The sequence below is a fragment of the Frateuria sp. sgz306004 genome (genome assembly GCF_057750885.1).
The window spans coordinates 421,914-445,891 of record NZ_JBYLFE010000002.1 but is presented as its reverse complement, the minus strand read 5'-3'; the positions used below and the strand labels follow the sequence as shown (position 1 = coordinate 445,891).

Genomic DNA, 23,978 nt, shown 5'->3' with positions numbered 1-23,978 from the left:
TCGCGACCTGGCTCGCCTGCGACGCGAGGGAGACCCTGTGGGCCGACGGGCTTCCGATCTCCTGCCGGAGGCCGGGTCACGTTCTCTTGCTTGCCCAAGAGAACGCCGCCAATGGAAGGTGCCCACGCGCCCTCCTACCACGTCGTCCCAGCGAACCCCCAAAAGGGGGCAAGTGCTGGGACCCAGTGACTTTCGCATTTGACTTGGGGTTACCGCGACCTGGCTCGCCTGCCGCGGGCTTCCGACCTCCTGCCGGAGGCCCGCGGCAGGCGAGCCAGGTTTCCTCAGCGCTCAAACCAAGGGCGCAGTCACTGGGTCCCAGCACTTGCCCCCTTTTGGGGGTTCGCTGGGACGACGTTGTAGGGCGCGTGAGGTGGATCAACCAACCTTCCATCAGAACCACCAACGCACCCAACTACACACATCCCAAGAGCGCCCCCACCCAGCGCAGGGTCGCCCCCACCCCTCACTTCTTCGCGTCAGCCGCCCCCGCCTGCGCCTTCCCCACATAACGCTCAAGCCAGAGATTCATCTCCGCCAACATCTCCAAGATCGACTCGCGTGCGCGATACGCATGTGCCTCGTTCGGCAGCATCACCAGGCGCGCCGTGCCGCCCAGGCCCTTGATGGCCGCATACAAACGCTCACTCTGGATCGGGAACGTGCCCGGGTTGTTGTCCTGCTCGCCGTGGATCATCAAGAGCGCATCCTTGATGTGATCGGCATAGTTGAACGGCGACATCGCCTGGTACACATCCTGCGCCTGCCAGTAATTGCGCTCTTCCGACTGGAAACCGAACGGGGTGAGCGTGCGGTTGTACGCGCCGCTGCGCGCGATGCCGGCCTTGAACAGGCGGCTGTGCGCGAGCAGGTTGGCGGTCATGAAGGCCCCGTAGGAATGGCCACCCACCGCGATGCGGTTGCGGTCGGCCACGCCGCGGCGCACCACTTCGTCCACGGCGGCTTCGGCGCTGGCGATCAGCTGCGGGACATAGGTGTCGTTGGGTTCCTTGTTGCCCTCGCCCACGATCGGCACCGAGAAGTTGTCCAGCACCGTGTAGCCCATGGTGAGGAACGCCTGCGGGCCCCAGAAGCTGATGCGGTTGAAGCGATAGGGCGAGTCGGTGACCTGGCCGGCGGCATCGGCGGATTTGAACTCGGCCGGATAAGCCCACATCAGCATCGGGCGCGGGCCGTCCTTCTTGGGGTCGTAGTTGGGCGGCAGGTAGAGCGTGGCGGTGAGCTCCACGCCGTCCTTGCGCTTGTAGCGGATCTGTTCCTTCTTCACGCCCTTGAGCTGGGGCAACGGGTTGGGAATGTGCGTGAGCGCGCGCGGCGCGCTGGTGGCCGCGAGGTCGCGCACGTAGAAGTTGGTGGGTTCGTTGGGCGACTCGCGCGAGGTGAGTGCGCGGCGGCCTTCGTTATCGAGCAGCACCTGGGGCGCTTCGTAGTACGGCGCCTGCGAGTGGAACAGGCGGGCGCTCTGGCCGTTGGCCAGGTTCACCTTGTCCACGAAGGGACGATCGCCTTCCGGCGAGGCGCCTTCGCCCAGGCGGTAGATGCTTTGGCCGTCGGCGGCGATGAGCAGGCGCTCCTTGCCGTGCTCGTCCAGCGTGGTGGCCGGCTTGCCCGGGTCGCGGTAGCGATCTTCGGAGGAGCCTTCGTGCACCAGCGCGGGCGCCTGTTCCGGATGATCGGGGGCGACGCGCCACTCCTTCACCTTGCGCGTCTTCCACCAGAACTCGTCGATCAGCGCCAGCTCGCCGTTGCCCCACTGGGCACCGGCAAAGCGGCTGCCCAGGCGTGCCAGCGTTACCGGCTCCTGCGCGAACGGCGCGGCCTGCATGCGCACGATGTCGCGCACGTCGACCTGGCGCGAGGGGTCGCCGCCATCCTGGGCTTCGGCCCACACCAGCGTGGCCGGCGCATCGCTGCGCCACTCGATGTCGCGCACGCCGGTCGGCACGGCGTCGTTGCCGGTGGGCAAGCCTTCGACCAGGGGCAGCTTGGCCATTTCCTTCACCACGTTGCCGTTGCGATCGAGCACTTCCACCGTGCGCGGGAAGTTGTCGGCGGGCACCAGATAGGAGAACGGACGCTCCACGCGCTCGCGCAGCAGGTAACGGCCATCCGGCGAGGGGCTGAGGGACATCGTGAGCGCGGGCGCGCCCAGCAGCGACACCTGGCCGTCCAGGCTGACCAGCGCGGATTGCGAGCGCAAGTAGTGCTCGAACAGGCGCGCGTCGTCTTCGTTACGCAGCAGGTCCTGATACGTACGGATGGCTTTGACGCCACCGCCCGCCTGCGTCTGCTGCGTGTTGGGGCCGGTGGGAATGCCGCGGCCCTGCGGCGCGGCGCCCTGACCTTCCGGTTGCAGTTGCACCAGCAGTTGCTGGCTGTCGGGCATCCAGCGATAGCCGCGACCGGCCACGCCATTGAGCGGCAGGCTGGTGAGGCGACGCGCCGCGCGCGCGGCCACATCCACCACCCACAGCTCGTTGCGCCCCTGCACGGGGTCGATCTGGGTGAAGGCGAGATAGCGCTGGTCCGGCGACCAGCTCAGGTTGGCCAGCGACAACGGGCTGGGCAGCCCCTGGAAGCGGATCTCTTTGCCGCTGGCGACATCGATCAGCCACAGGTCGCTGCTGAAGATGAAGCGACTCTGTGCATAGGTGCGCGGGTTGATACGCACACCCGCCAACTTCAGCTCCGGCTGCGCGACCAGGTCGATGCTCGGCAGCGACGGCGTCTGCGTCATGGCGAGCAGGTCGCGATGCGGGCTGATCAGCAACGAGGGCGGGCGCGGCGCATCCACCAGGGCCTGCAACGGCGCCGGCGGCATGAGGTAGCCGCTGGTGGCGACGCTCGCGGCGCGCGAGGCGTCCTGGGCCAGGGCCAGCGGCGGGGTGACGAGCAGCAGCGCAACCAGCGCGAGGTGCCGGAGCTTGAGATCCATGGGCGGGGCGTCCCTATCGAAAGAATTTGCGACCCTAGCCCAGCCTCGCACGGGCCGCCACCTCCATCAGTCATGCCTGGCGCCGGGTTTCCCGCTGAGGGGAAACGCTGCGCCGCAGCGGCTATACTCCAGGGTCCGTCGAGGGGCGCTGCGACCGCTTGGCCGAGGCTTGCGCCGCACACCGTGCGCGCAACCCTGGGGCCACGGCCAGGCTCGACGGCATTTTCCTGTAACGGCGCCCGGTCAACGATGCGGTCCCCCAAGGCCGCGATACCGGAGCTACGCCATGAACGCAGTGACGAAAGACCCCGCTTTCCAGGACTACAAGGTCCGTGACATCTCCCAGGCCGACCTGGGCCGCCGCCGCATCCGCATGGCGGAAGAGGAAATGCCGGGCCTGATGCAGATCCGCGCCCGCTACGCCAACGAAAAGCCGCTCAAGGGCGTGCGCCTGTCCGGCTCCCTGCACTGCACCAAGGAAACCGCCGTGCTGGCCGAGACCCTGCGCGAGCTGGGCGCCTCGGTGCGCTGGGCCTCGTGCAACATCTTCTCCACCCAGGACGACGTGGCCGCCGCACTGGCCGCCGGTGGCCTGCCGGTGTTCGCCTGGAAGGGCGAGACGCTGGAGGAATACTGGCAGTGCACGCTGGACATGCTCACCCACCCGGGCGAGCTGGGCCCGCAGCTGATCGTGGACGACGGTGGCGACGCCACCCTGTTCATCCACAAGGGCGTGGAACTGGAAGACGGCAGCGACTGGGTCAACACCCCCAGCGGCAACCACGAAGAACAGGTCATCAAGGACCTGGTCAAGCGCACCGCCGCCGAGCGTCCGGGCTGGTTCAAGAAGATCGCCGCCGAATGGAAGGGCGTGTCGGAAGAAACCACCACCGGCGTGCATCGCCTCTACCAGCTCGCCGAAGCCGGCAAGCTGCTGGTGCCGGCCATCAACGTCAACGACTCGGTCACCAAGAGCAAGTTCGACAACCTCTACGGCTGCCGCGAATCGCTGGCCGACGGCATCAAGCGCGCCACCGACCTGATGGTGGCCGGCAAGGTGGCCGTGGTGTGCGGCTACGGTGACGTGGGCAAGGGCTGCGCGCACTCGCTGAAGGGCTTCGGCGCGCGCGTGATCGTCACCGAAATCGACCCCATCAACGCCCTGCAGGCGGCGATGGAAGGCTTCCAGGTCACCACCATCGAAGAGACCCTGGGCCTGGGCGACATCTACGTCACCACCACCGGCAACAAGGACATCATCACGCTCGAGCACATGGCGGCGATGAAGAACAACGCCCTGGTGTGCAACATCGGCCACTTCGACAACGAGATCCAGATGGATCGCCTCAACGCCGCCAAGGGCGTGTCGCGCGAAACCATCAAGCCGCAGGTGGATCGCTACACCTTCGAGCAGACCGGTCGCAGCATCTACATGCTGGCCGAAGGCCGCCTGGTGAACCTGGGCTGCGCCCACGGCCACCCGAGCTTCGTGATGTCCAACAGCTTCTCCAACCAGACGCTGGCCCAGCTCGACCTGTGGGCGAACAAGGACTTCTACGACAAGAAGGTCTACCGCCTGCCCAAGAAGCTGGACGAAGAAGTGGCCCGCCTGCACCTGGAGCAGATCGGCGTGAAGCTGACCAAGCTCACCCCGGATCAGGCCGCCTACATCGGCGTGCCGGTGGACGGCCCGTACAAGCCGGATCACTACCGCTACTAAGCATGGGCGTTACGCCATGAAAAGAGGCCGCCTCCGGGCGGCCTTTTTTTTTGCTTCGGCGCACCGGGCGTGCTCGACGGCAAGCCCCCTTGCCGGAACACACCCGGTGCGCTTCCGCGCCCCCTCCCTTGGAGTCTTTCAGCGCATGCCTGGCCCACACCCGAGCATGCCCAGCCAACCCTGCAATGCCGGCACGTGCATCAGCCAGGGCGCGGACAAGGTGAGCACCCCCGCACCAAGCACGAACATGGCCGCGCCCCGACGAAAGCCCGGGCGTTGCAGCCAGCGCCCCACGCGCGCGCCGGACCAGGTGAGCGGCAACATCACCGGCAACGTGCCCAGACCGAACACCGCCATGGTGAGCGCCCCGGCGCGCGCATCGGCCTGCAGCCACGCGGCGGCCAGCACCGTGCTGCTCAAACCGCATGGCAGCCAGCCCCACAGCGCGCCCGCCGCCAGACGACGCGGCACGGTGTTGGCCGGTAGCACACGACGATGCAACGGCTGCAGCCAGCGCCACACGCGGGCACCCGGACGTGCAAGAAAGCCCAGGCGCCCCTGCCGATCGAGCAGACGCAGCGCCATCACCACCAGCACCGCGCCCACCAGCACACGCATGCCGATCGCCAGCGCCGACCATTCGAAGAGGCGCAGCAAGCCATCGCCCAGGCCACCCACGAGCGCACCCGCCAGCGCATAGCCGCCCACGCGCCCCAGGTTCAATTGCCAAGCCGCGGCCAGGCCCTGGCGCGCCGCGCCCATCGACAGGCCGGTGGCGATGCCGCCGCACATGGCCGCGCAATGCACGCTGCCGAGCAACCCGGTGAGCAGCACCGCCGAAAGCGCGAGCCCGTTAATCATCGGCCGGCTCGCTCGTGGGTTTGGTGCGCTCGGGCGCATCGTCGGTGAGCACATCGAGCGCGGGCGTATCCAGGTCGTCGAACTGGCCCCGGCGCACGGCCCATACGAAGGCGCCGATGGAGGCAATGAGCAGCATCAGGCTCAACGGAATCAACATCAGCAGGATGATCATGCGGCCACCTCCGGCACGCGGATGCGCATCAACCGCAAGGCATTGGCGGTGACGATGAGCGAAGACAGCGCCATGCCCAGCGCCGCGACGGCCGGCGTCACCTGCCCGGCGATCGCCAGCGGCAGGGCCAGCAGGTTGTAGCCCACGGCCCAGGCGAAGTTCTGGCGGATGATGCGCTGGGTGCGTCGCGCCAGTTGCACCGCGGCGGGAATGCGCAGCAGCGCCGGCGCGGTGAGCACCATGTCGGCGGCGCGCTGGGCCAGTGCCGCGCCCTCGCCCATGGCCAGCGATACATCCGCGCCGGCAAGCACCGGCGCGTCGTTGATGCCATCGCCAACCATCGCCACCACCCGCCCCTGCGCCTGCAAGGCGCGTACCAGCGCCAGCTTGTCTTCGGAGGATTGCCGCGCGTGCGCCTGCGCGATGCCGAGCTGGTTGGTGGTGCGCTGCACCGCCTGCTCGCCATCGCCACTGGCCAGGTGAATGCGCAAGCCCAGCGCGCGCAGCGCCACGACGGCATCGGCCGCATCGGGCCGCGCGCGCTCCTGCAGCAGGAACCGCGCATAGGCGCGGCGACCATCGCCCAGCCACAGCTGTCCGTCGTCTTCGCACTGCGCGGCGAAGGGGCCATGACCCAGCAGCCAGAGCCGCCCGTCCACGCATCCGCTCAGGCCTCGTCCCGCGTGCAATTGCACCTGGCCGGCGACGTGCGATACCGATACCTCGGCAAACGCGGCGGCGATCGGGTGTCGGCTGTCGCGCTCCAGCGCGGCGGCCACCTGCATCGCCTGTTCGGCGCTGATGCCATCGAACGCCTGCACGTCGGCCAGCATCGGTTGCACGCGGGTGAGCGTACCGGTCTTGTCGAACACGATATCGGTGGCGCGGGCGAGGTTCTCCAGCGCCTCCGGTCGCAAGGCCAGCACGCCCAAGCGTGCCAGTGCGCCGTGGGTGGCGGCCAGCGCGGCAGGCACCGCCAGCGTGAGCGCACACGGGCAGCTGATGACCAACAGCGACAAGGCGACCTCGAAGGCACGCTCCGGCGCATGCACGCGCCACCCCACGTAGACCAGCACGGTTGCCACCAGCAGCGCGGCGACGAACACGCTGCCGACGCGATCGGCCATGCGTGCCAGCGCGGGGCGGTGCGCCTGCGCCTGCTCGACCAGCCGTGTGAGCTGCGACAGGCGCGTGGCACTGCCCACTTGCGTGACCGCTATGCGCGCGGTGGTTTCGCGGCAATGCGTGCCGGCATAGATCGGTGCACCCTGCACCTTGTCGACCGGACGCGACTCGCCCGTGAGCAGCGCCTCCTCGAACGACGCCTGCTCGTTGAGCAAGGTGCCATCCGCGGGTACTGCCTCACCGGCCGCCACGCACACCACGTCGCCCACCTGCAGGGCGGACAGCGGCACCGACTCGCGCGTGGCGTCGGCGCGCTCGCGCACGGCCAGCGTCGGGCGCGCCCGTGCCAGGGCATCCACCTGTGCGCTGGCGATGCCGCGCGCACGTTGCTCAAGCATGCGCGCGCCCAGCAGCAGGAACACAAACATGGCCGCCGCATCGAACCACACGTGCGCGCCGCCGCGCAGCGTCTCCACCACGCTGGCCACGTAAGCCAGCAGCACGGAGCCCGCGATCAGCGTATCCATGCCCAGGTGGCGCTCGCGCAACTCACGCCAGCTGCCGGCCATGAACGGCCAGCCGGCATAGAAAACCACCGGCGTGCACACCAGCATCGTCACCCAGCGGAAAAAGTCACGCGTGGCCCAGCCCATGTGATGGCCGCCATCGAGGAACAGCGCCTCGGACAACATCATGGTCTGCATCGCACCCAGGCCCGCCACGCCCAGGCGCGCCAGCCAGCGTCGCCACGCCTGCGTGCGTTCGCGCTCGTACGCTGCACCGCCGGCCAGGTAGGGTCGGTAACCGAGCAACGCCAAGCGCCGCAACAACACCGAGAGGCGATTGCGGGACGGGTCCCAGCCGATGCGGATGCGCCCGGTGACGGCATTGGCGCAGACATCGAACACGCCCGGCTCGCGCTGGAGGGCGCGATCGATCAGCCAGGCGCAGGCCGCACAGCGCATGCCATCGGTGAGCACGGTGATTTCCAGGCCACCGGTGACCGGCAAGGTGTGTTCCTTGAGCACATCCTCGCGATCCCAGCCTTCCAGCTCGGGCATGTCGGCGCCCACGCGCGCACCGGCTTCGCTGCGCAGGCGGTAGTAGTCGTCCAGCGCGGCGTCGCGAATCCATTGCGCGGCGGTGGCACAACCCTGGCAGCAGAAGCCACGCAGCACGCCATCGATGGAAAGGCACAGGGGCGCCGCCGGCAGGGTTTCACCGCAGTGAAAGCAATCGACCAGACCGAAGCGGTTGGCCGTGTCGACGGCGCAGTCCATGGCATCAAGGCAGCAGTCGAATCGACGACGAGGCCGCGCTCCAACGTCCGTGCATCAACCAGCTCGCGTTGTCGGGCGCCAGCTGCACCACCCATTCGTGATGACCATCCACCGAGCCCACGCCACGCCAGCCCAGTTCACTGGGCGCCAGCGTGTACGTGCGTGGCGATGCGCCGGCATCGGCCGGGGTGAGGGTGAGCGTGAGGCGGCCGCCGCGCGGAAAGTCGCCATCCATCGGCAACGCTTCGATCATGTCGCCGCGCGTGCGCAGCACCAGCCCCTTGGTGGGCACGGCGGTGGAGCCTTCGATCGCCTCAGCGGCCACCAGCAGCTTGCCCACCTTGGTGACCTTGCCCACGGTTTCCATGTCTTCGCGGCCCGGATGCACCGCGGCAAACAACAGGGCAAAGCCGATCGCCACCGAGGCGAGCGGCAGGCCTACCAACATCCACACCATCGGTTCGCGCCAGGCGCTGCGGGTCGTGTTCATCGCAAGGGTCCGAAGAAGCTGCTGTTGACGTTGGTGGCGGCCTGACCGTCGTCGCGGCGCACGGAGAAGTGCACCTCGTGGCGGCCGGATACCTCCGGTGAGGCGCCCACCGTGAGGGGCACCGAAATCACCTCGCCGCTCTGCACCTGCACCGTGCGCGGACCATCGCGCAAGGACAGGTCCGGCAGGTCGGCGCCGGCCACGTCGATGACGAAGCGGCGCGGTTGCTGGTCCTTGTTGACCAGCTTGAGCGTGTAGCTGTTCTCGATGCGACCGTCCGCGGCGGTGCTGAACATCACGTTGCGATCGCGCAGCACCTCGGCGATCAACGGGGCGCGATGCGTAACGCCATACAGCCAACCGCCCACCAGCGCCAGCAGCAACACGGCATAGACCGCAATGCGCGGCCGCAGCACGTGGGTGGCCTTGCCGTCGATCTGGTTCTGCGTGGTGTAGCGGATCAGTCCGCGCGGATAGTCGAGCTTGTCCATCACCTCGTTGCAGGCATCGATGCAGGCGCCGCAGGCGATGCACTCGTATTGCAGGCCGTTGCGGATATCGATGCCGGTGGGGCACACCTGCACGCAGATGGTGCAGTCGATGCAGTCACCCAGTTGCTCGGCGGTGAACTTGGGCAGCGGCGCGACCACCTCACCCGCACCGGCCAGCGCGATGGTGCCGCCCGCCTGGGCGCGATGATCCGCGGCCGAGGGATGCTGGCTGGCGCGGAATACGTAGTCGTAGGCAGTGAGCGTATCAAGCAGGCCGCGTGCACGCGCCAGCACGCTGGGCAGGCCACGCTTGCGCGCGCCGCGCGGCTCGCCGCGCATGGGGTCGTAGGCGATGATGAGCGTGTTGCGATCGAACATGGCGCTCTGGAAGCGCGCATACGGGCACATGTATTTGCACACCTGCTGGCGCAGGAAGCCCGCATTGCCCCAGGTGGCGAAGCCGTAGAAGAGTATCCAGAAGGTTTCCCAACCGCCCCAACCGAAAGGCGTGCGACGGGCGAGGTCCACGATGGGGCTGAAGAAGCCCACGAAGGTAAAGCCCGTCCATAGCGAGAACAGTGCCCAGGCGAGATGCCGACTGCCCTTGCGCAGGATCTTCTCGCGCGTCCACGGGCCCGCATCGAGCTTCATGCGCTTGTTGCGATCGCCTTCGAACCAGCGCTCGATCCACAGCGACACCTCTGTCCATACCGTCTGTGGGCAGGCGTAGCCGCAGAACAGTCGCCCACCCAGCGCGGTGAAGAAGAACAGCGCCAGCGCCGCGATGATCAGCAAGGTGGAGAGGAACAGGAAATCCTGCGGCAGGAACATCCAACCGAAGACGTGGAACTGGCGCGCGGGAAGGTCGAGCAACACCGCCTGGCGACCACCCCAGCGCATCCAGGGAAACAGGTAGAACATGCCCAGCAACCACAACACCGCGGCCACGCGCAGGCGATTGAGTCGGCCGGCGACTTCGCGCGGGTATACCTTGCGTTCGCTGACGTAATACGAGGTGCTGGCGTCGTCGACGACATGCAGCGGGATACGACGACTCATGATTCAGTGTCCGGAACCGATGCCACTTTTGATCTGCCGCGCCGAGCGCAGCAGGATCCACGTAAACAGGCTGGACGATGCGGTCGCCAGCCAGATCAGGAAGAAGCCCAGCGAGTAGCCCAGCTCGCGACTCAACTGCAGCGAGGGAAAGGTGATGTCCCGCAGCGCGGAAGGGTCCACGTAGGCGAAGAACACCATGGTCACCACGCCGGCCACGAAGAAGCTCGGCCACAATATGGCGCCGACGCGCTGCAACGTGGCAGGCGTCGACTCTTCGGATAGCGGCCGCGGGCGGCTCATCACTCGGCCACCACGGCGCCGGCAGGCGGGCCGATCTTGTGGGGCGACAACGTCCATACGTAGGCGCCCACCAAACGGGTTCGCGTATCGCCCAGCACGGTCTTCCATGCCGGCATCACGCCCTGGCGACCTTCGTTGAGCGTCTGGTGCAGCGACGCCTGGCTGCTGCCATACAACCAATAGCTGTCGGTGAGATCGGGTGCGCCTACCACCTGGTTGCCCTTGGCCTGCGGACCATGGCATGCGACGCAGGTGCCGGCGAACAATTTTTCGCCGCGCTCCGCCGCTTCCTTGGGCTGGCCCGGGCGCGACAGCGAGAGCACGTAGGCAATGGTGTCATCCACCGCGGTGGCCCCACCTTGCGCTTCCAGCGTGGTGGCCCAGGCCGGCATCACCGCATGGCGACCTTCCTGGATGGTTTCCAGGATGCGCGAGGGCGTGCCGCCCCAGTGCCAGATGTCGTCGGTGAGGTCGGGATATCCGGTGGCGCCATGGCCCGAGGAGCCATGACAGGCCGCGCAACGGTTGATGAAGATGGCACGACCGATCGACACCGCGGCAGGGTCCTTGGCGAGCACGTCGATGGGCTTGCCCGCATAGAGCTTGAGCGTGTCTTCCAGGCGCGCGTCTTCGGCGGCCGTCTCCATCGCCCACTCGGACCGGGAACTCCAATGCCCCATGCCCTTGAGGTTGCCCACGCCGTACCACACCAGGTAACCCACGGCGAACACGATGGTGATGTAGAACAGGTTGATCCACCAGCGCGGCAGCGGCTTGTTGTATTCGGTGATGTCTCCGTCCCACACGTGCCCGGTGTCGTCGGGCTTGGGGTCGATGGGGCGTCGGCGCGTGTTGGCCTTGAGCAGCCACAGGCAGCCCAGCAGGTTCAACACGGTGAGCGCCACGACATACCAGGTCCAGGCGGAAGTCATGCCGCGTCCTCCTTGTCATCGTCCAGCGGCATGCGTGCCGCCGCATCCAGCGACGCCTTGTGGCTCGGTCGCCAGAGCCAGATGCAACCGCCCACGAAGAGCAGCAGCAGTACTGCGGTAATCAGACCCGGCACCATGTCACTCGGCTCCCTCGGCTACTTGCATGTCCGCTTGCGATACGTGCGTGCCCAGGCTTTGCAGATAGGCCACCACCGCATCGAGTTCGGTCTTGCCTTGCACGGCCGCCGCGGCGCCCGCGATGTCGGCCTCGGTGTAGGGATCGCCGATGCGCTTGAGCGCACGCATGTGCTGCGCCACTTCCGCGCCATCGAGCTTGGCCTTGGCCAGCCACGGGTAGGCCGGCATGTTCGACTCCGGCACCACATCGCGCGGATTGTTCAGATGCGCGCGATGCCAGTCGTCGGAATAGCCGCGCGTGCCGACGCGTGCGAGGTCCGGGCCGGTGCGCTTGCTGCCCCACTGGAACGGATGGTCGTACACCGATTCACCGGCCAGCGAGTAATGGCCATAGCGCTCGGTTTCAAAGCGAAGCGTGCGCACCATCTGCGAGTGGCAGTTGTAGCAGCCCTCGCGGATGTACACGTCGCGCCCGGCCAGCTCCAGCGCGGGATACGGCTTGATGCCCGGCAGCGGCTTGATCGCCTCGGCCTGGAACATCAGCGGCACGATCTCCGCGAGGCCGCCGAAAGACACCGCGACCGCGACCAGGATGGCCATCAGGCCGATGTTCTTTTCGATCTTTGCGTGTGTTTGGCTCATGTCCGTTCCCTCAGGCCCGCGCGTCCGCTGCGTCCGGTGCCATCACCGGCTGCGGCGCGGTGCTGGCGGCCGCCAGGCGGAAGGTCTTGAACACGTTCCAGCTCATCACCAGCATGCCGCTGAGCACGATCAGGCCGCCGCCGAGGCGGAACAGGTAGTAGGGCTTGGTGGCGTTGAGCGCTTCGACGAACGAGTAGACCAGCGTGCCGTTCTCCGGATCGGTGGCGCGCCACATCAGGCCCTGCGTGACGCCGGCGATCCACATGGAGGCGATGTACACGACCAGGCCAATGGTGTGTAGCCAGAAGTGCGTGTCGATCAGCTTGACCGAGTACATCTTCTGCAGGCCGAGCAGGCGCGGCAGCATGGCGTAGATCGAGCCGATGGAAATCATCGCCACCCAGCCGATCGCACCCGAGTGCACGTGGCCGATGGTCCAGTCGGTGTAGTGACTGAGCGAGTTGACCGTCTTGATCGACATCATCGGCCCCTCGAATGTGCTCATCATGTAAAACGAGAGCGAGACGATGAGGAACTTCAGGATCGGATCGGTGCGCAGCTTGTACCAGACGCCCGACAAGGTAAGGATGCCGTTGATCGCACCGCCCCACGACGGCGCCAGCAGCACCAGCGAGAACACCATGCCCAGCGACTGCGCCCAGTCGGGCAACGCGGTGTATTGCAGGTGGTGCGGGCCGGCCCACATGTACACGGCGATCAGCGCCCAGAAGTGCACGATCGACAGTCGATACGAATAGATCGGCCGGCCGGCCTGCTTGGGCACGAAGTAATACATCATGCCGAGGAAGGCCGTGGTGAGGAAAAAGCCCACCGCGTTATGGCCATACCACCACTGCACCATGGCATCGACCGAGCCGGAGTAGATCGAGTACGACTTGAACCAGCCGGCGGGAATGGCCAGGTTGTTGACCACGTGCAGCAGCGCGATGGTGATGATGTACGCGCCATAGAACCAGTTGGCTACGTAGATGTGCTTGACCTTGCGCTTGGCGATGGTGCCGAAGAACAGCACTGCGTAGGCCACCCACACGATGGTGATGAGCAGGTCGATCGGCCATTCCAGCTCGGCGTATTCCTTGCCCTGGGTGTAGCCCAGCGGCAGGGTGATGGCCGCCGCCACGATGACCAGTTGCCAACCCCAGAACACAAACGAGGCGAGCCGGTCGGAAAGCAGGCGTACATGGCAGGTGCGCTGCACCGTGTACAGGCTGGTGGCGAACAGCGCCGAGCCGCCAAAGGCGAAGATCACCGCATTGGTGTGCAACGGCCGCAGGCGGCCATAGCTCAGCCACGGCACATCGAAATTGAGCGCGGGCCAGTACAACTGGGCGGCGATGAGCGCCCCCACCAGCATGCCGACGACACCCCAGACCACGGTCATCACGGCGAATTGCCGCACGACCTTATCGTTGTAACTCCCCTCGACGCCTACCATGAGGCCCGCTCCTAGGCATGACTGACGGGGCGAAGTCTGGGGGGCGGCCCCCGGGGGCCATTTGATCCAGATCAAGCTGAGACGCCGGTAGGGCTGGCGCGGTTTGTCGCAGGGGGCGTCAGACGGACGGCCAAACGAGCAAATATCTCTTTATCGCGAAACAGAGATATATATAATCACCCCATCGCCAGCCAGGGGCTTTACCGCATGCCGTCCATCAGCTTCGAGTTCTTTCCGCCCAAGACCGACGAGCAGCGCGCGCAGCTCGACCAGGCCGCCAACCTGCTCAAGGCCACCTCGCCCGAGTACGTCTCGGTGACCTTCGGCGCCGGCGGCTCCACCCTCAGCTACACCGGCGACACCGTGCACCGGCTGCACAGCAAGCACGGTTTCCCGGTGGCGCCGCACCTTTCCTGCGTGGGCGGTACCCGCGCCGAACTGGCCGAACTGCTGGACGGCTACCGCGCCGCCGGCTACCGCCGCATCGTGGCGCTGCGCGGCGACCTGCCCTCGGGCATGGCCAGCCCTGGCGACTTTCGCTACGCGGCCGAACTGGTGCGCTTTATCCGCGAGCACACGGGCGACCACTTCCACATCGAGGTGGCGGCCTATCCGGAAACCCATCCCCAGGCCGACGATGCACTCGCCGACCTGCGCCACTTCAAGGCCAAGGTGGATGCGGGCGCGAACGGCGCGATTACGCAGTATTTCTTCAACGCCGATGCCTATTTCCGCTTCGTGGACGATGCGCAGCGCCTGGGCGTGCAGGTGCCGATCGTGCCGGGCATCATGCCGATCTGCAATTTCTCGCAGCTCAAGCGTTTTTCCGATGCCTGCGGCGCGGAGATTCCTCGCTGGATCACCAAGCGCATGCAGGCGCATGGCGACGATGCCGCCTCCATTCGCGAGCTGGGCGCCGATGTCGTGGCGCAGTTGTGTCGTCGCCTGCTGGAAGGCGGCGCGCCGGGCCTGCACTTCTATACGCTGAACCGCGCGAAAGCCACGCGCGCGATCCTCGATCGGCTGCACGGTTGAGCCACGCCGCCGAGCGTATGCTCGGCGGATGATGCGTTTTCTGCTGCTCGCCTTGCTCCTGTTGCCCCTGGGCGCCTATGCCCAGGACGGCATCCACCGCTGCATCGGCGCTGACGGCAACCCGGTATTCACCGACCAACCCTGCGCCGCGCTGCAGGCCACGCCCGTGGCGCCCGCGCCACGCACCCCGAACGCCCCGCTCGGCGCCACCCTGCCCGCCGCACCGCCGCCGGTGTTGTGCGCCGCCAGCGTGGCGGAGCTGCGCGAGAGCGTGTTGCAAGCGTTTGCCGATCGCGACCCCAACCGGCTGGCGGGCTTGATGCTGTGGGGCGGCTACGGACAGCAGGCCGTGGTCGCGGACATTCGTTCGCTCACCGGTCTCATGCAGCGCCCCTTGCTGGAGGTGACCTCCGCCGGCGAGGACGCATCGCCCTCCACGCCGGGCGATGCCACACCCGCCCCCGGCAGCGAGCGTCAGCTGATCGTGCGCACCGCCGCGGACGATGGCAGCGGCACCGCGCACGAAACACGCTTTGACATGGTGCGCCGCTCCGGTTGCCTGTGGTTGCGCGGGGCCGGCTGACGCCAGCAGTTAGACGGCTCGTTAGCCCCGCCACCGGCGGGTTTCTGCTGCTGCGCAAAATCGTCCTGTGAAGCCACGGGTTATCATGGTGCGATTTTTTTCCCCAGAGAGTCCCCCACATGGCGCAGCAATATCCTGATTGGATCTGGCAGAACGGCGTGATCAAGCCCTGGCCGGAAGCGACCACGCACGTGATGTCCCACGCGCTGCACTACGGTTCCTCGGTGTTCGAGGGCATCCGCAGCTACGCCACGCCCGATGGTGCGGCGATCTTCCGCCTCACGGACCATCTCAAGCGCCTGTACCAGTCGGCCAAGATCTACGACATGGCCATTCCGTACACGCAGGATGAGCTCGCTGCCGCCTGTCGCGAGGTGGTGCGCAAGAACGGCCTGTCGGCCGCCTACCTGCGCCCGGTGGCCTACCGTGGCCTGGGTGGCTTTGGTCTCTCCGCCGAAACGCCGATCGACGTGGCGGTGGCGGCATGGCCGATGGGCCCCTACCTTGGCCCCGAGGCGCTGGAAAGCGGCATTGAAGCCTGCGTGTCGAGCTGGCAGCGCTTTGCGCCCAACACCATTCCGGCCGGCGCCAAGGCGGGCGGCAACTATCTCTCCGGCCAGCTGATCGCACGCGAAGCGCGTCGTCTGGGCTTTGGCGAAGGCATCGCCATGGCCTCCAGCGGCCTGCTCAGCGAAGGCGCGGGCGAGAACCTGTTCCTGGTGTTCGATGGCGTGCTGCACACCACGCCGGCCAGCGCGTCCATCCTCACTGGCATCACGCGCGACACGCTCAAGACGCTGGCACGCGAGGACGGCATCGAGGTGATCGAGCGTGATATCCCGCGCGAATACCTCTACCTGTGCGACGAGCTGCTGATGTGCGGCACCGCCGCGGAAATCACCCCGATCCGCGCGGTGGACGGCAAGCAGATCGGCAACGGCAAGGCCGGCCGCGTCACCCGCCGCCTGCAGGAGCTGTTCTTCGGCCTGTTCAACGGCAAGACCAACGACCAGTGGGGTTGGCTGGAGCCGCTCTGACCTCCCTGCGCGGGGCGCCGATTCGCGCCCTGTCGCACACGGCAAAACGCCCGGCCTAGGCCGGGCGTTTTGTTTGGAGCGTCAGGAAAACACGATGCTGGCGATGGCGCCGTTGGTGCCGGTGCGTGGCCGCATCGAGACATCCCAGCCGTACAGGTCACACAGGCGACGCACGATGGCCAGGCCCAGGCCGGCACCGCTGCCGCCCGCGCCTTCGCCGCGCACGCCACGCTGGAACAGGCGCTCGGCATCTTCGGGCTTGATGCCGGGGCCGGTGTCGATCACTTCAATGCGGTTGCCACCCACTTCCACCGTGACCGAGCCTTCCAGCGTGTACTTGATGGCGTTGCCGATGAGGTTGGTCAGCGCCACGGCCAGCACTGACGCCGGCGCATTCACGCTCACCGCCTGCTTGACCACCAGCTCCACGCTGAGTGGTTTGTCGCGCATCTGCGGGCGCTGGCTTTCGATCACGTCCGAGGCCACCTTGCCCACGTCGGTGGTTTCGCCACGCGTGGGGCCGCGACGCTCGGCGCGCGACAGCAACAGCAAGGCCTCGATCAGTTCGGTGGCCTGGCGCGAGGCCCGCTCGATGCGCTTGAGGCGCTCGCGCAGCTTGTCGGTGAGGTCGGGCGAGCCTTGCAGCAACTCGGTGGTGCTGGCGATCACCGCCAGCGGCGTGCGCAACTCATGGCTGACGTCGGAGTTGAACTCGCGATCGCGCTCCACCATCGCGGTGAGGCGCTGCGAGTATTCGTCCAGCGCCAGCGCCAGCTCACCCACTTCATCGTCGGCAAAATGAGGCGCCAGCGGCTCCGCTTTGCCGTTCTTGCGGAAGTCGCGCAGGCGACGTGCCAGCTCGCTGACCGGCTTGAGCACCTTGCGCGACAGCCAGAAGCCCAGCACCAGCGACAGCAGGCCAAAAAGAAACACCGCGCCAATGACACTGAAGAGCAGCTGTTGCTTGCCGAGTTCTTCGCGAGAAACGTCGTAGCGAAGGAAGCTGATGATGCCGTTCTCGCGATAAACCGCCAGCTTGTAATGATGGCGCTGACCTTCCTGATCGGTTTCGTAGATGTCGTGGACGCCCGTCTGCAGGTCTTGCCATGACAACGGCGCTCGATAGAGCGTGCGGTCACTGAACATGCTGCCGGTCAGCAAGCGCGACCCAGCCGGTGTTCCCGGGTGCTGTTGAGCTTGCTGATTCGCCCAGCGCGCGTCATCCAGCAGGCTGGAGTTGACCAATTGGTCCTCCACCCTGCTGCGGATGTTCAACGCGGCGAACGCAAACAGCGCGCTGAGGCCGAAACCGAACAGCGCGAACGAGACGATCAGGCGAAAACGGAGCTTACGCCTGGACCGCATCCGGTTCGACCATGCGGTATCCAATGCCGTGCCGCGTGTGGATCAGCGGCTTGTCGAACGGCTTGTCGATCGCGGCGCGCAGGCCGTGGATATGCACGCGCAGCGAATCGCTGTCCGGCAGCTCCTCGCCCCACACGCGCTGCTCCAGATCCTGACGCGTCACCACCGACGGGCTCGCCTCCATCAGGGCCTGCAAGAGCTTGAGGCCGATCGGGTTGAGCTGGATCGACTTGCCCTCGCGGGTGACCGTGAGCGTATCGAGGTTGTAGGTGAGGTCGCCCACCTTGAGCACGCGGCTCTGCGGACCCTTGCCGCGACGGGCCAGCACCTCCAGGCGCGCCGCCAGTTCCTGCAGCGCGAAGGGCTTGGTCATGTAGTCGTCGGCGCCGGACTCGAAGCCGGTGAGCTTCTGCTCCAGCGCGTCGCGCGCAGTGAGCATGAGGATCGGCGTCTGCTTGTGCGCCTCGTGGCGCAGTTTGCGGGCCACATCCAGGCCGTCCATACCCGGCAGGGTGAGGTCCAGCACGATCACGTCGAAGTCATGCACGACGGCCAGGTGCAGGCCGGTGACGCCGTCGCCGGCGAAGTCGACCACGTGGCCACGATCTTCCAGATAATCGCCGATGTTGGTCGCGATATCGCTGTTGTCTTCGATTACCAGTACGCGCATGCGTCCTCCACACGCAGCCAGCATGGGTGCCGGCCGAGGCCTCAAGCTTAACAAGCTTGCCCGGGTCATAGGGGGATGAGACCGACATCCGGCTGAACAGCCGCCGGCCTGCAGGCAAGAAAAAGCCCAGGCACCACGACTTGCGTCGCTCGCCTGGGCCCAAGCTACTGCCCCGATACCGAAATCTGCTGTCACCAGACCTTGCGGTTGAAGTGCACGAGCAAATCGCAGTGGGTTCTTTATAGGCGCCCCCCGGTTAGACCAGGGTTAACCACAGCTCACACGGACGTTAACCCCGCGCTATGACCCATTCCGGATCAATGACCACCCACGGGCGTCTGGACACGCTTGGAGTCCATCAGGACTTTCTGCGTCTGCTCGTTTTCGCGCACGATGTCCGCGTACTTGCGGCAGACATTCTTCGCAATGATGGAGCCCGTGGGCTTCTCGTTCTGACACACTTCACGGTCGCCATCGCGACGCGTAAGAATGGCATTGATTTCGGACTGGTCGTTGTAAAGCGACAGCTTCGACGTATTGTCCATGGCATCCGTGGTGCCAAACTTGTCGAACAAGGACTGCATTTCGTCGAAGTCCTTGGCAACAGTGACGCGCTCGTCCTTTTCGACGAATTCAAAGCGTCCGCCAGGCTGCATCTGCTGATCGATCTGCGTGCGCAAAGCGACGAACTTCTCCTTGGTGTCGGCCTTTACGTCGGGCAGCGGCGGCTGCTTGGCCAGCAACGGTGACACGGGCAGCGCAATTGCGAGAGCAATGCCCCATAGCAACACATGCTTTGACTTCATGGTCCCCTCCTCCCTGGTCCCGTCGCCTCCCAATACGGGTGGACTCCTAACGAGATTTAGCGATGGTAGATCGGTGCCACGGGCAGGTCAAAGGCTCCACAAAAACGCGGAAAAACAAAAAAAATCAAAGAAATAATGACTTGCAAGGCAACCCGGGCGATTCGACAGGTTGACCGACCCAGGCCGGTCAACCGCCAGCAAAAGCTACACGCCCTTCATCAGAGTTGCTTTTGTTCGTTCAACTTCTCGCGCGCGATTTCCCCATGGGTACGGCACACGTTCCTGGCCACCGTGGCGCCATGAAGCGTCTTGCGCTGACACACCTGACGCTCGCTGTCGTGGCGGGACAGAATCGCCTTGATCTGTGCTTCATCGTCACGCAACCCAAGCCTGGCTTTGGCATCCATGGCCTGAGACGTCCCAAATTTGTCGAATAGAGCCTGCATGTGGTCGACGTTTCTACCGAGTGCAACGCGATCGTGCGGGGTGATGTATTCGAAGCGGCCACCGCGTTGTGTTTGCTGGTGAATCTGTTCCTTCACCGCGACAAACTGTTCTCGCGTCTGCGCTTTCACTTCAGGCAAAGGGGACGCCTGCGCCGCCCACAAGGGTGACACGGGCAACGCGACGGACACCATGACTCCGACCATCCACGACAACTTGCGTTTCATCAAGTGACTCTCCCCGGCACCGCGCCCCTACGGGAAGGGACTTCAACGGGCCTCCGGGAAGCTAACCCCAGGTCCAGGATGATCTGTGTCCGCGAAATCAAGCGCCCGCTGTCAGGTACTTACCTGCCGCTCCAGCAACGTGATGATGGCCGCGGCCACGTCCACACCCGTCGTGGACTCGATGCCCTCAAGGCCCGGCGAAGCGTTTACCTCCAGGATGAGCGGCCCTCGCTTGGAGCGAAGCATATCCACGCCTGCCACTCCCAAACCGAGCGCCGAGGCCGCCTGCACGGCGATGCGACGCTCCTCCGCCGTCAAGGTCACCGCTGCCGCCGTACCGCCCCGATGCAAGTTGGCCCGAAACTCCCCCGGGCTAGCCTCTCGCTGCATGGCGGCGACGACCTTCTTGCCGACCACGAAACAACGCAGATCTTGCCCCTTGGCTTCGCCGATGAACTCCTGCACGAGGAAGTTGGCGTAGAGGCCGCGAAAGGCCTCGATCACACTTTGCGACGCGCTCTTCTTCTCGGCCAGCACCACGCCGGTGCCCTGACTGCCTTCATTGAGCTTGATGACATGCGGCGGGTCGCCCAGCATGCCCAACACGTCGGCGGTGTCGTCGGGGTTGTCGCCGAACACGGTGGCCGGCATGTCCAGGCCCTTGGCGGCGAGGATCTGCAAGCTGCGTAGCTTGTCGCGGGCACGCAAGACAGCGTCGGAAGAATTGGGCGTGTACACCCCCATCATCTCCAACTGGCGCAACACCGCCGTGCCATAGAACGTGCTGGTGACGCCGATGCGGGGAATGACCGCATCGATGCTCTTGAGGGCCTTGCCCTTGTAACGGATGGACATGTTGCCCTGCGCGATGCGTACGTAGCAGCGCAGCGGGTCGAGCACACGCACCACGTGGCCGCGCTCGCGCGCGGAGTCAACCAGGCGCTGGGTCGAGTACAGCCGGGTGTTGCGGGAAAGGATGGCGATCTTCATGAAACACCCGTGGGTCCCGCCACGATGGGACGGGGTTGCGTATAGGAAAGGGCGGGGTCGACGGCAAAGCGGCCGTGCAAGGCCGTGCGACCCAACAGCATGGGAAACAGCATATGGCGGCGATCGGTCAGATTGATGTCGACCGCGAAATGCTCCCCAGCCAGCAGGACATCCGTGCGGATGAACCAGCGCAAGGTGCGGCGGCCGCCCGTATCGGTCACCGCACGGCGATCGAGCGCGGGCGCTTCGCACGTTACCGCCACGCGATGACGGCCACCGACGCTCACCGAAAAACGCACCCAAGTGTCGCCCGCGCGATCGAAGCTTTCCAGGGTGTCCACGTGCAGCGAGCTGCTGCGCGCGCCGGTATCGAGCTTGACCTTGAGCAGGGGAATGCCGAGCAACGGCAATGCCAGACGCTCCCGCCAGCCGAGGGTGATCACATCCGCCATTATCAGCGCACGCCGCAGGGTTACGTGAAAGGGAGCTCGGTGGGGGTGGGGAGCTTGAATGGAGCGGGTGAAGGGAATCGAACCCTCGTCAGTAGCTTGGGAAGCTACAGCTCTACCATTGAGCTACACCCGCAACGCGGGGCGATGGTAACCCGGCGTCCACGGACTTGGGAACCGCCTTGCGCGCTTGCGGCGACAACATCCGACGATACGCGCCGGCATAGGGAGCCAACAGGGCCGACCTAACCCGGGATGAACCGGACATGGCGGCCGGCTGAATCAGCGCTACCCACAACGTCCCGGGGAACTTGCGGGCGACCAAGCCGCCATCCGCATAATGCAGCCGACGTTACCTGAGGCCGCAGCGGATGCTGCACCGGGGGCGACGACCCTTTTCGCGCGACGGCACTCGCGCTTTGCTCCGGAGACTTCGATGCGTGTGCTCTCTGCTTCCCTGACATCGCCAAGGGGTTGGCGGTGGCTGGCGACGGCCTTATTGATCAGCGCCAGTTGCCTGTTGCAGGCACAAGCCCAGTCGGCCCCCAGCGACAACGACGGAGGGGACCCACCCTCACGCGTGGCGCGCCTGTCCTATCGCACCGGCGACGTGGGCATGCTGCCGGCGGGCGAGAAGGAATGGGGCGACGCCAGCCTCAACCGCCCGCTGACCACGGGCGACCGCCTGTCCACCGGCGAGAACGCTCGGGCCGAGCTGGAACTCGGCGGCGGTTCGCTGCGCATCGCCGATGACTCGGACTTCGGTTTCCTGACATTGAACGATCAGTTGACCCAGGTGGAGCTCACCAAAGGCACACTGAATCTGTCGGTGCGCGACCTGGGAGAGGGGCAGAGCTACGAAATCGACACGCCCACGGTGGCCTTGGTGGTGGACCAGCCAGGCAGCTACCGTGTCGACATCAGCGACGATGGCAAATCCACCCGCATCATCGACTGGAACGGCCGCGCCACTGTCTACGGCGAGGGCAACGCTCAGCGCACTGTGGCCGCCGGCCGTAGTTACGAGTTCGCCGACTCGTCGTTGAATCAGGTAGGCATCAGCGACATCGACGGCACTGACGAGTTCGACAACTGGTGCAGCAGCCGTGACCAGCGTTACGACAGCTCCCGATCGGGCCAGTACGTCTCCAACGACGTGGTGGGTTACCAGGACCTGGATCAGTACGGCAGCTGGCAGTCCGACCCCGACTACGGTCAGGTGTGGTACCCCTCCAACGTGGCGGCCGATTGGGCGCCGTATCGCGATGGCCACTGGACCTTCGTGGCGCCGTGGGGCTGGACCTGGGTGGACGATTCGCCGTGGGGCTTCGCGCCCTACCACTATGGCCGCTGGGCCTACGTGCGTACCCGCTGGTGCTGGGTACCCGGCCCCGTTTCGGTGCGCCCGGTCTACGCGCCAGCCTTGGTGGCTTTCGTCGGTGGCGCAGGCTTCAACGTATCGATTGGCGTAGGCGGCCGGCCGGTGGGCTGGTTCCCGCTCGGCCCCGGCGAAGTCTACAACCCGTGGTATCGCGCCAGCCGCAACTACTACACCAACGTCAACGTCACCAATATCTACGTGCGCAATGACCGCAACGTGGTGATCAACAACATCAACAACCACTACGGCTATTTCCGCGACGGTCGGCCGATGCCGAACGAGCGCTACTTCAACCGCCAGGCTCCCCATGCCTTCACGGCGATGTCGAGCCAGGATTTTGCGGCAGCCCGCAATGCGCAGCGCCACATGGTGGCCATGGACCCGCAGCGCCTCAACGGCGCCACCGTGATGCCCCGCGGCGTCGACGTGCAACCCGGCCGCGCCAGCTTCGCGCCGCCGCGCGGAGCGAATGCGCGCAGCTTGCCGGTGGGTGGATTCCAGCGAGAAGTGGTGGCGCGCAACGCCCCGGCCGCACCATTCGCCGGCCGCGGCAGCCTCGGCGCGCCCAGCCCTGCACGCCCAGTACAGGCACCCACCCAGGTGCGACTGCTCAACGGCCCAGGCCAGGCCAACCGACCGCCGCCGCAAAATCGCGAGGTCGCCGTACCGGCGCGCAATGGCATCCCGAACCAACCGCAGCGCCAACCCAATTTCCGCGACAACGAACCCCCCGCGATGCGCCCGGGTGAGCTGCCTTCGGCCCGCTTCGCACGGCCACCGCAAGATGCCAATCGCCCAGCGCCGACCAATGCGCCGCGTCCGGGCGTGAGCTACATCCCCAACGCCGACGCCGATCGCAACGCACGCACCTTGCCCAGCGAACCTCGCTTCGAGCGCGCACCACCCGAACAACGCGCGCCGCAGGACAACGGCCGCCCAGCGTTCAACCCGGATGCCGCGCAGCGCATGCAGCGGGAGGAGGCCGCACCGCGGCAGCTACCCCAGGAGCCACGGTTCGTGCCGCAGCAACGCGAAGTACAACAACCGCGCGAAGTACCCCAGGAGCGCTACCAGCCACAGGTGCAGCCGCAGCAGCGTAGTTTCGAGCCGCCTCGCGGCTACGAGCCTCCGCGTGGCTACGAGCCGCCGCGAGCCAATCCAGCGCCGCAGCCGCGACCGGAGAACAATGGGCAGCCGCAGCAGCGCCAGCAGCCGCACCACGAAGATCGGCCACCGCCGAAGAAGGACGAGCAACACTGATCACCGCCAAGGCCCAGCCCCGCTGGGCCTTGGCTTATCTGGGGCATACGCTCTCATCGCCAGGGCGGGCAGCTCCAATTTCACGGTCTGAATGCGATACGCCGCCTGC

Annotated in this window: 22 protein-coding genes, 1 tRNA gene and 1 riboswitch; of the genes, 5 read left to right on the top strand and 18 right to left on the bottom strand. The window is 66.2% G+C overall.

What is annotated here, in order from left to right; genetic code table 11:
- Positions 1-466: 466 nt before the first annotated feature.
- A complete protein-coding gene (locus tag AC3G2C_RS05355) occupies positions 467-2,956 on the bottom strand; it encodes a S9 family peptidase (protein ID WP_488383579.1) in 2,490 nt (829 codons plus the stop codon).
- Between the two features lie 134 nt (positions 2,957-3,090).
- A riboswitch (S-adenosyl-L-homocysteine riboswitch) is annotated at positions 3,091-3,204 on the top strand.
- 38 nt (positions 3,205-3,242) lie between these two features.
- Here AC3G2C_RS05355 and ahcY point away from each other — a divergent pair.
- On the top strand, positions 3,243-4,676 hold the full coding sequence (gene ahcY / locus AC3G2C_RS05350) for an adenosylhomocysteinase (RefSeq protein WP_488383578.1): 1,434 nt from the start codon (positions 3,243-3,245) through the stop codon (positions 4,674-4,676).
- A gap of 138 nt (positions 4,677-4,814) precedes the next feature.
- Here ahcY and AC3G2C_RS05345 read toward each other — a convergent pair whose 3' ends face one another.
- Genes AC3G2C_RS05345 through ccoN form a run of 10 tightly spaced genes read right to left on the bottom strand, consistent with a single transcriptional unit; the run spans position 4,815 to position 13,622 of the window.
- On the bottom strand, positions 4,815-5,537 hold the full coding sequence (locus tag AC3G2C_RS05345) for a sulfite exporter TauE/SafE family protein (protein ID WP_488383577.1): 723 nt from the start codon (positions 5,535-5,537) through the stop codon (positions 4,815-4,817).
- Positions 5,530-5,709 (bottom strand): cbb3-type cytochrome oxidase assembly protein CcoS, encoded by a 180-nt coding sequence (ccoS, locus tag AC3G2C_RS05340; RefSeq protein WP_488383576.1) that lies wholly within the window; start codon positions 5,707-5,709, stop codon positions 5,530-5,532. The genes AC3G2C_RS05345 and ccoS overlap by 8 nt, the downstream gene beginning before the upstream one ends.
- Entirely contained in the window at positions 5,706-8,114 is a 2,409-nt protein-coding gene (locus AC3G2C_RS05335) for a heavy metal translocating P-type ATPase (protein WP_488383575.1), read from the bottom strand. Before AC3G2C_RS05335 ends, ccoS begins: the two co-directional genes overlap by 4 nt.
- 4 nt (positions 8,115-8,118) lie before the next feature.
- Positions 8,119-8,604, bottom strand: coding sequence for a hypothetical protein (locus AC3G2C_RS05330; protein ID WP_488383574.1), 486 nt, complete (start codon positions 8,602-8,604; stop codon positions 8,119-8,121).
- On the bottom strand, positions 8,601-10,154 hold the full coding sequence (locus tag AC3G2C_RS05325; protein WP_488383573.1) for a 4Fe-4S dicluster domain-containing protein: 1,554 nt from the start codon (positions 10,152-10,154) through the stop codon (positions 8,601-8,603). Before AC3G2C_RS05325 ends, AC3G2C_RS05330 begins: the two co-directional genes overlap by 4 nt.
- Positions 10,155-10,157: 3 nt before the next feature.
- Positions 10,158-10,454, bottom strand: coding sequence for a hypothetical protein (locus AC3G2C_RS05320; RefSeq protein ID WP_488383572.1), 297 nt, complete (start codon positions 10,452-10,454; stop codon positions 10,158-10,160).
- Complete coding sequence (ccoP, locus tag AC3G2C_RS05315; protein WP_488383571.1) at positions 10,454-11,386, bottom strand: cytochrome-c oxidase, cbb3-type subunit III; 933 nt, start codon at positions 11,384-11,386, stop codon at positions 10,454-10,456. Before ccoP ends, AC3G2C_RS05320 begins: the two co-directional genes overlap by 1 nt.
- Complete coding sequence (locus AC3G2C_RS05310) at positions 11,383-11,523, bottom strand: cbb3-type cytochrome oxidase subunit 3 (protein ID WP_488383570.1); 141 nt, start codon at positions 11,521-11,523, stop codon at positions 11,383-11,385. Before AC3G2C_RS05310 ends, ccoP begins: the two co-directional genes overlap by 4 nt.
- Before the next feature lies 1 nt (position 11,524).
- The gene (gene ccoO / locus AC3G2C_RS05305) at positions 11,525-12,166 is read right to left on the bottom strand and encodes a cytochrome-c oxidase, cbb3-type subunit II (protein WP_488383569.1); all 642 of its coding nucleotides are present in this window, start codon (positions 12,164-12,166) and stop codon (positions 11,525-11,527) included.
- 10 nt (positions 12,167-12,176) lie between these two features.
- On the bottom strand, positions 12,177-13,622 hold the full coding sequence (ccoN, locus tag AC3G2C_RS05300) for a cytochrome-c oxidase, cbb3-type subunit I (RefSeq protein WP_488383568.1): 1,446 nt from the start codon (positions 13,620-13,622) through the stop codon (positions 12,177-12,179).
- 207 nt (positions 13,623-13,829) lie between these two features.
- On the opposite strand from ccoN, the gene metF reads away from it, so the two are divergent.
- From metF to AC3G2C_RS05285, 3 genes are all read left to right on the top strand, one after another.
- Positions 13,830-14,657, top strand: coding sequence for a methylenetetrahydrofolate reductase [NAD(P)H] (gene metF / locus AC3G2C_RS05295; RefSeq protein WP_488383567.1), 828 nt, complete (start codon positions 13,830-13,832; stop codon positions 14,655-14,657).
- Between the two features lie 28 nt (positions 14,658-14,685).
- On the top strand, positions 14,686-15,240 hold the full coding sequence (locus tag AC3G2C_RS05290) for a DUF4124 domain-containing protein (protein WP_488383566.1): 555 nt from the start codon (positions 14,686-14,688) through the stop codon (positions 15,238-15,240).
- Between the two features lie 119 nt (positions 15,241-15,359).
- The gene (locus tag AC3G2C_RS05285; RefSeq protein ID WP_488383565.1) at positions 15,360-16,277 is read left to right on the top strand and encodes a branched-chain amino acid transaminase; all 918 of its coding nucleotides are present in this window, start codon (positions 15,360-15,362) and stop codon (positions 16,275-16,277) included.
- Positions 16,278-16,358: 81 nt separating this feature from the next.
- Here AC3G2C_RS05285 and AC3G2C_RS05280 read toward each other — a convergent pair whose 3' ends face one another.
- From AC3G2C_RS05280 to AC3G2C_RS05250, 7 genes are all read right to left on the bottom strand, one after another.
- Positions 16,359-17,642: a sensor histidine kinase gene (locus AC3G2C_RS05280; protein WP_488383564.1), complete on the bottom strand. Its 1,284-nt coding sequence runs from the start codon at positions 17,640-17,642 to the stop codon at positions 16,359-16,361.
- Positions 17,626-18,312: a response regulator transcription factor gene (locus AC3G2C_RS05275; RefSeq protein ID WP_046972192.1), complete on the bottom strand. Its 687-nt coding sequence runs from the start codon at positions 18,310-18,312 to the stop codon at positions 17,626-17,628. The genes AC3G2C_RS05280 and AC3G2C_RS05275 overlap by 17 nt, the downstream gene beginning before the upstream one ends.
- A 317-nt stretch (positions 18,313-18,629) precedes the next feature.
- Positions 18,630-19,118 carry a hypothetical protein gene (locus AC3G2C_RS05270; RefSeq protein WP_488383563.1) on the bottom strand — a complete coding sequence of 163 codons (489 nt, stop codon included), beginning with the start codon at positions 19,116-19,118 and terminating at the stop codon, positions 18,630-18,632.
- A 218-nt stretch (positions 19,119-19,336) separates the two neighbouring features.
- On the bottom strand, positions 19,337-19,789 hold the full coding sequence (locus AC3G2C_RS05265) for a hypothetical protein (RefSeq protein ID WP_488383562.1): 453 nt from the start codon (positions 19,787-19,789) through the stop codon (positions 19,337-19,339).
- Positions 19,790-19,900: 111 nt separating this feature from the next.
- The gene (rimK, locus tag AC3G2C_RS05260; protein ID WP_488383561.1) at positions 19,901-20,779 is read right to left on the bottom strand and encodes a 30S ribosomal protein S6--L-glutamate ligase; all 879 of its coding nucleotides are present in this window, start codon (positions 20,777-20,779) and stop codon (positions 19,901-19,903) included.
- On the bottom strand, positions 20,776-21,231 hold the full coding sequence (locus AC3G2C_RS05255; protein ID WP_488383560.1) for an ATP-dependent zinc protease family protein: 456 nt from the start codon (positions 21,229-21,231) through the stop codon (positions 20,776-20,778). The genes rimK and AC3G2C_RS05255 overlap by 4 nt, the downstream gene beginning before the upstream one ends.
- Before the next feature lie 59 nt (positions 21,232-21,290).
- Positions 21,291-21,364 (bottom strand) — tRNA-Gly (locus tag AC3G2C_RS05250).
- Positions 21,365-21,664: 300 nt separating this feature from the next.
- Here AC3G2C_RS05250 and AC3G2C_RS05245 point away from each other — a divergent pair.
- Positions 21,665-23,869, top strand: coding sequence for a DUF6600 domain-containing protein (locus AC3G2C_RS05245; RefSeq protein ID WP_488383559.1), 2,205 nt, complete (start codon positions 21,665-21,667; stop codon positions 23,867-23,869).
- Positions 23,870-23,978 lie beyond the last annotated feature (109 nt).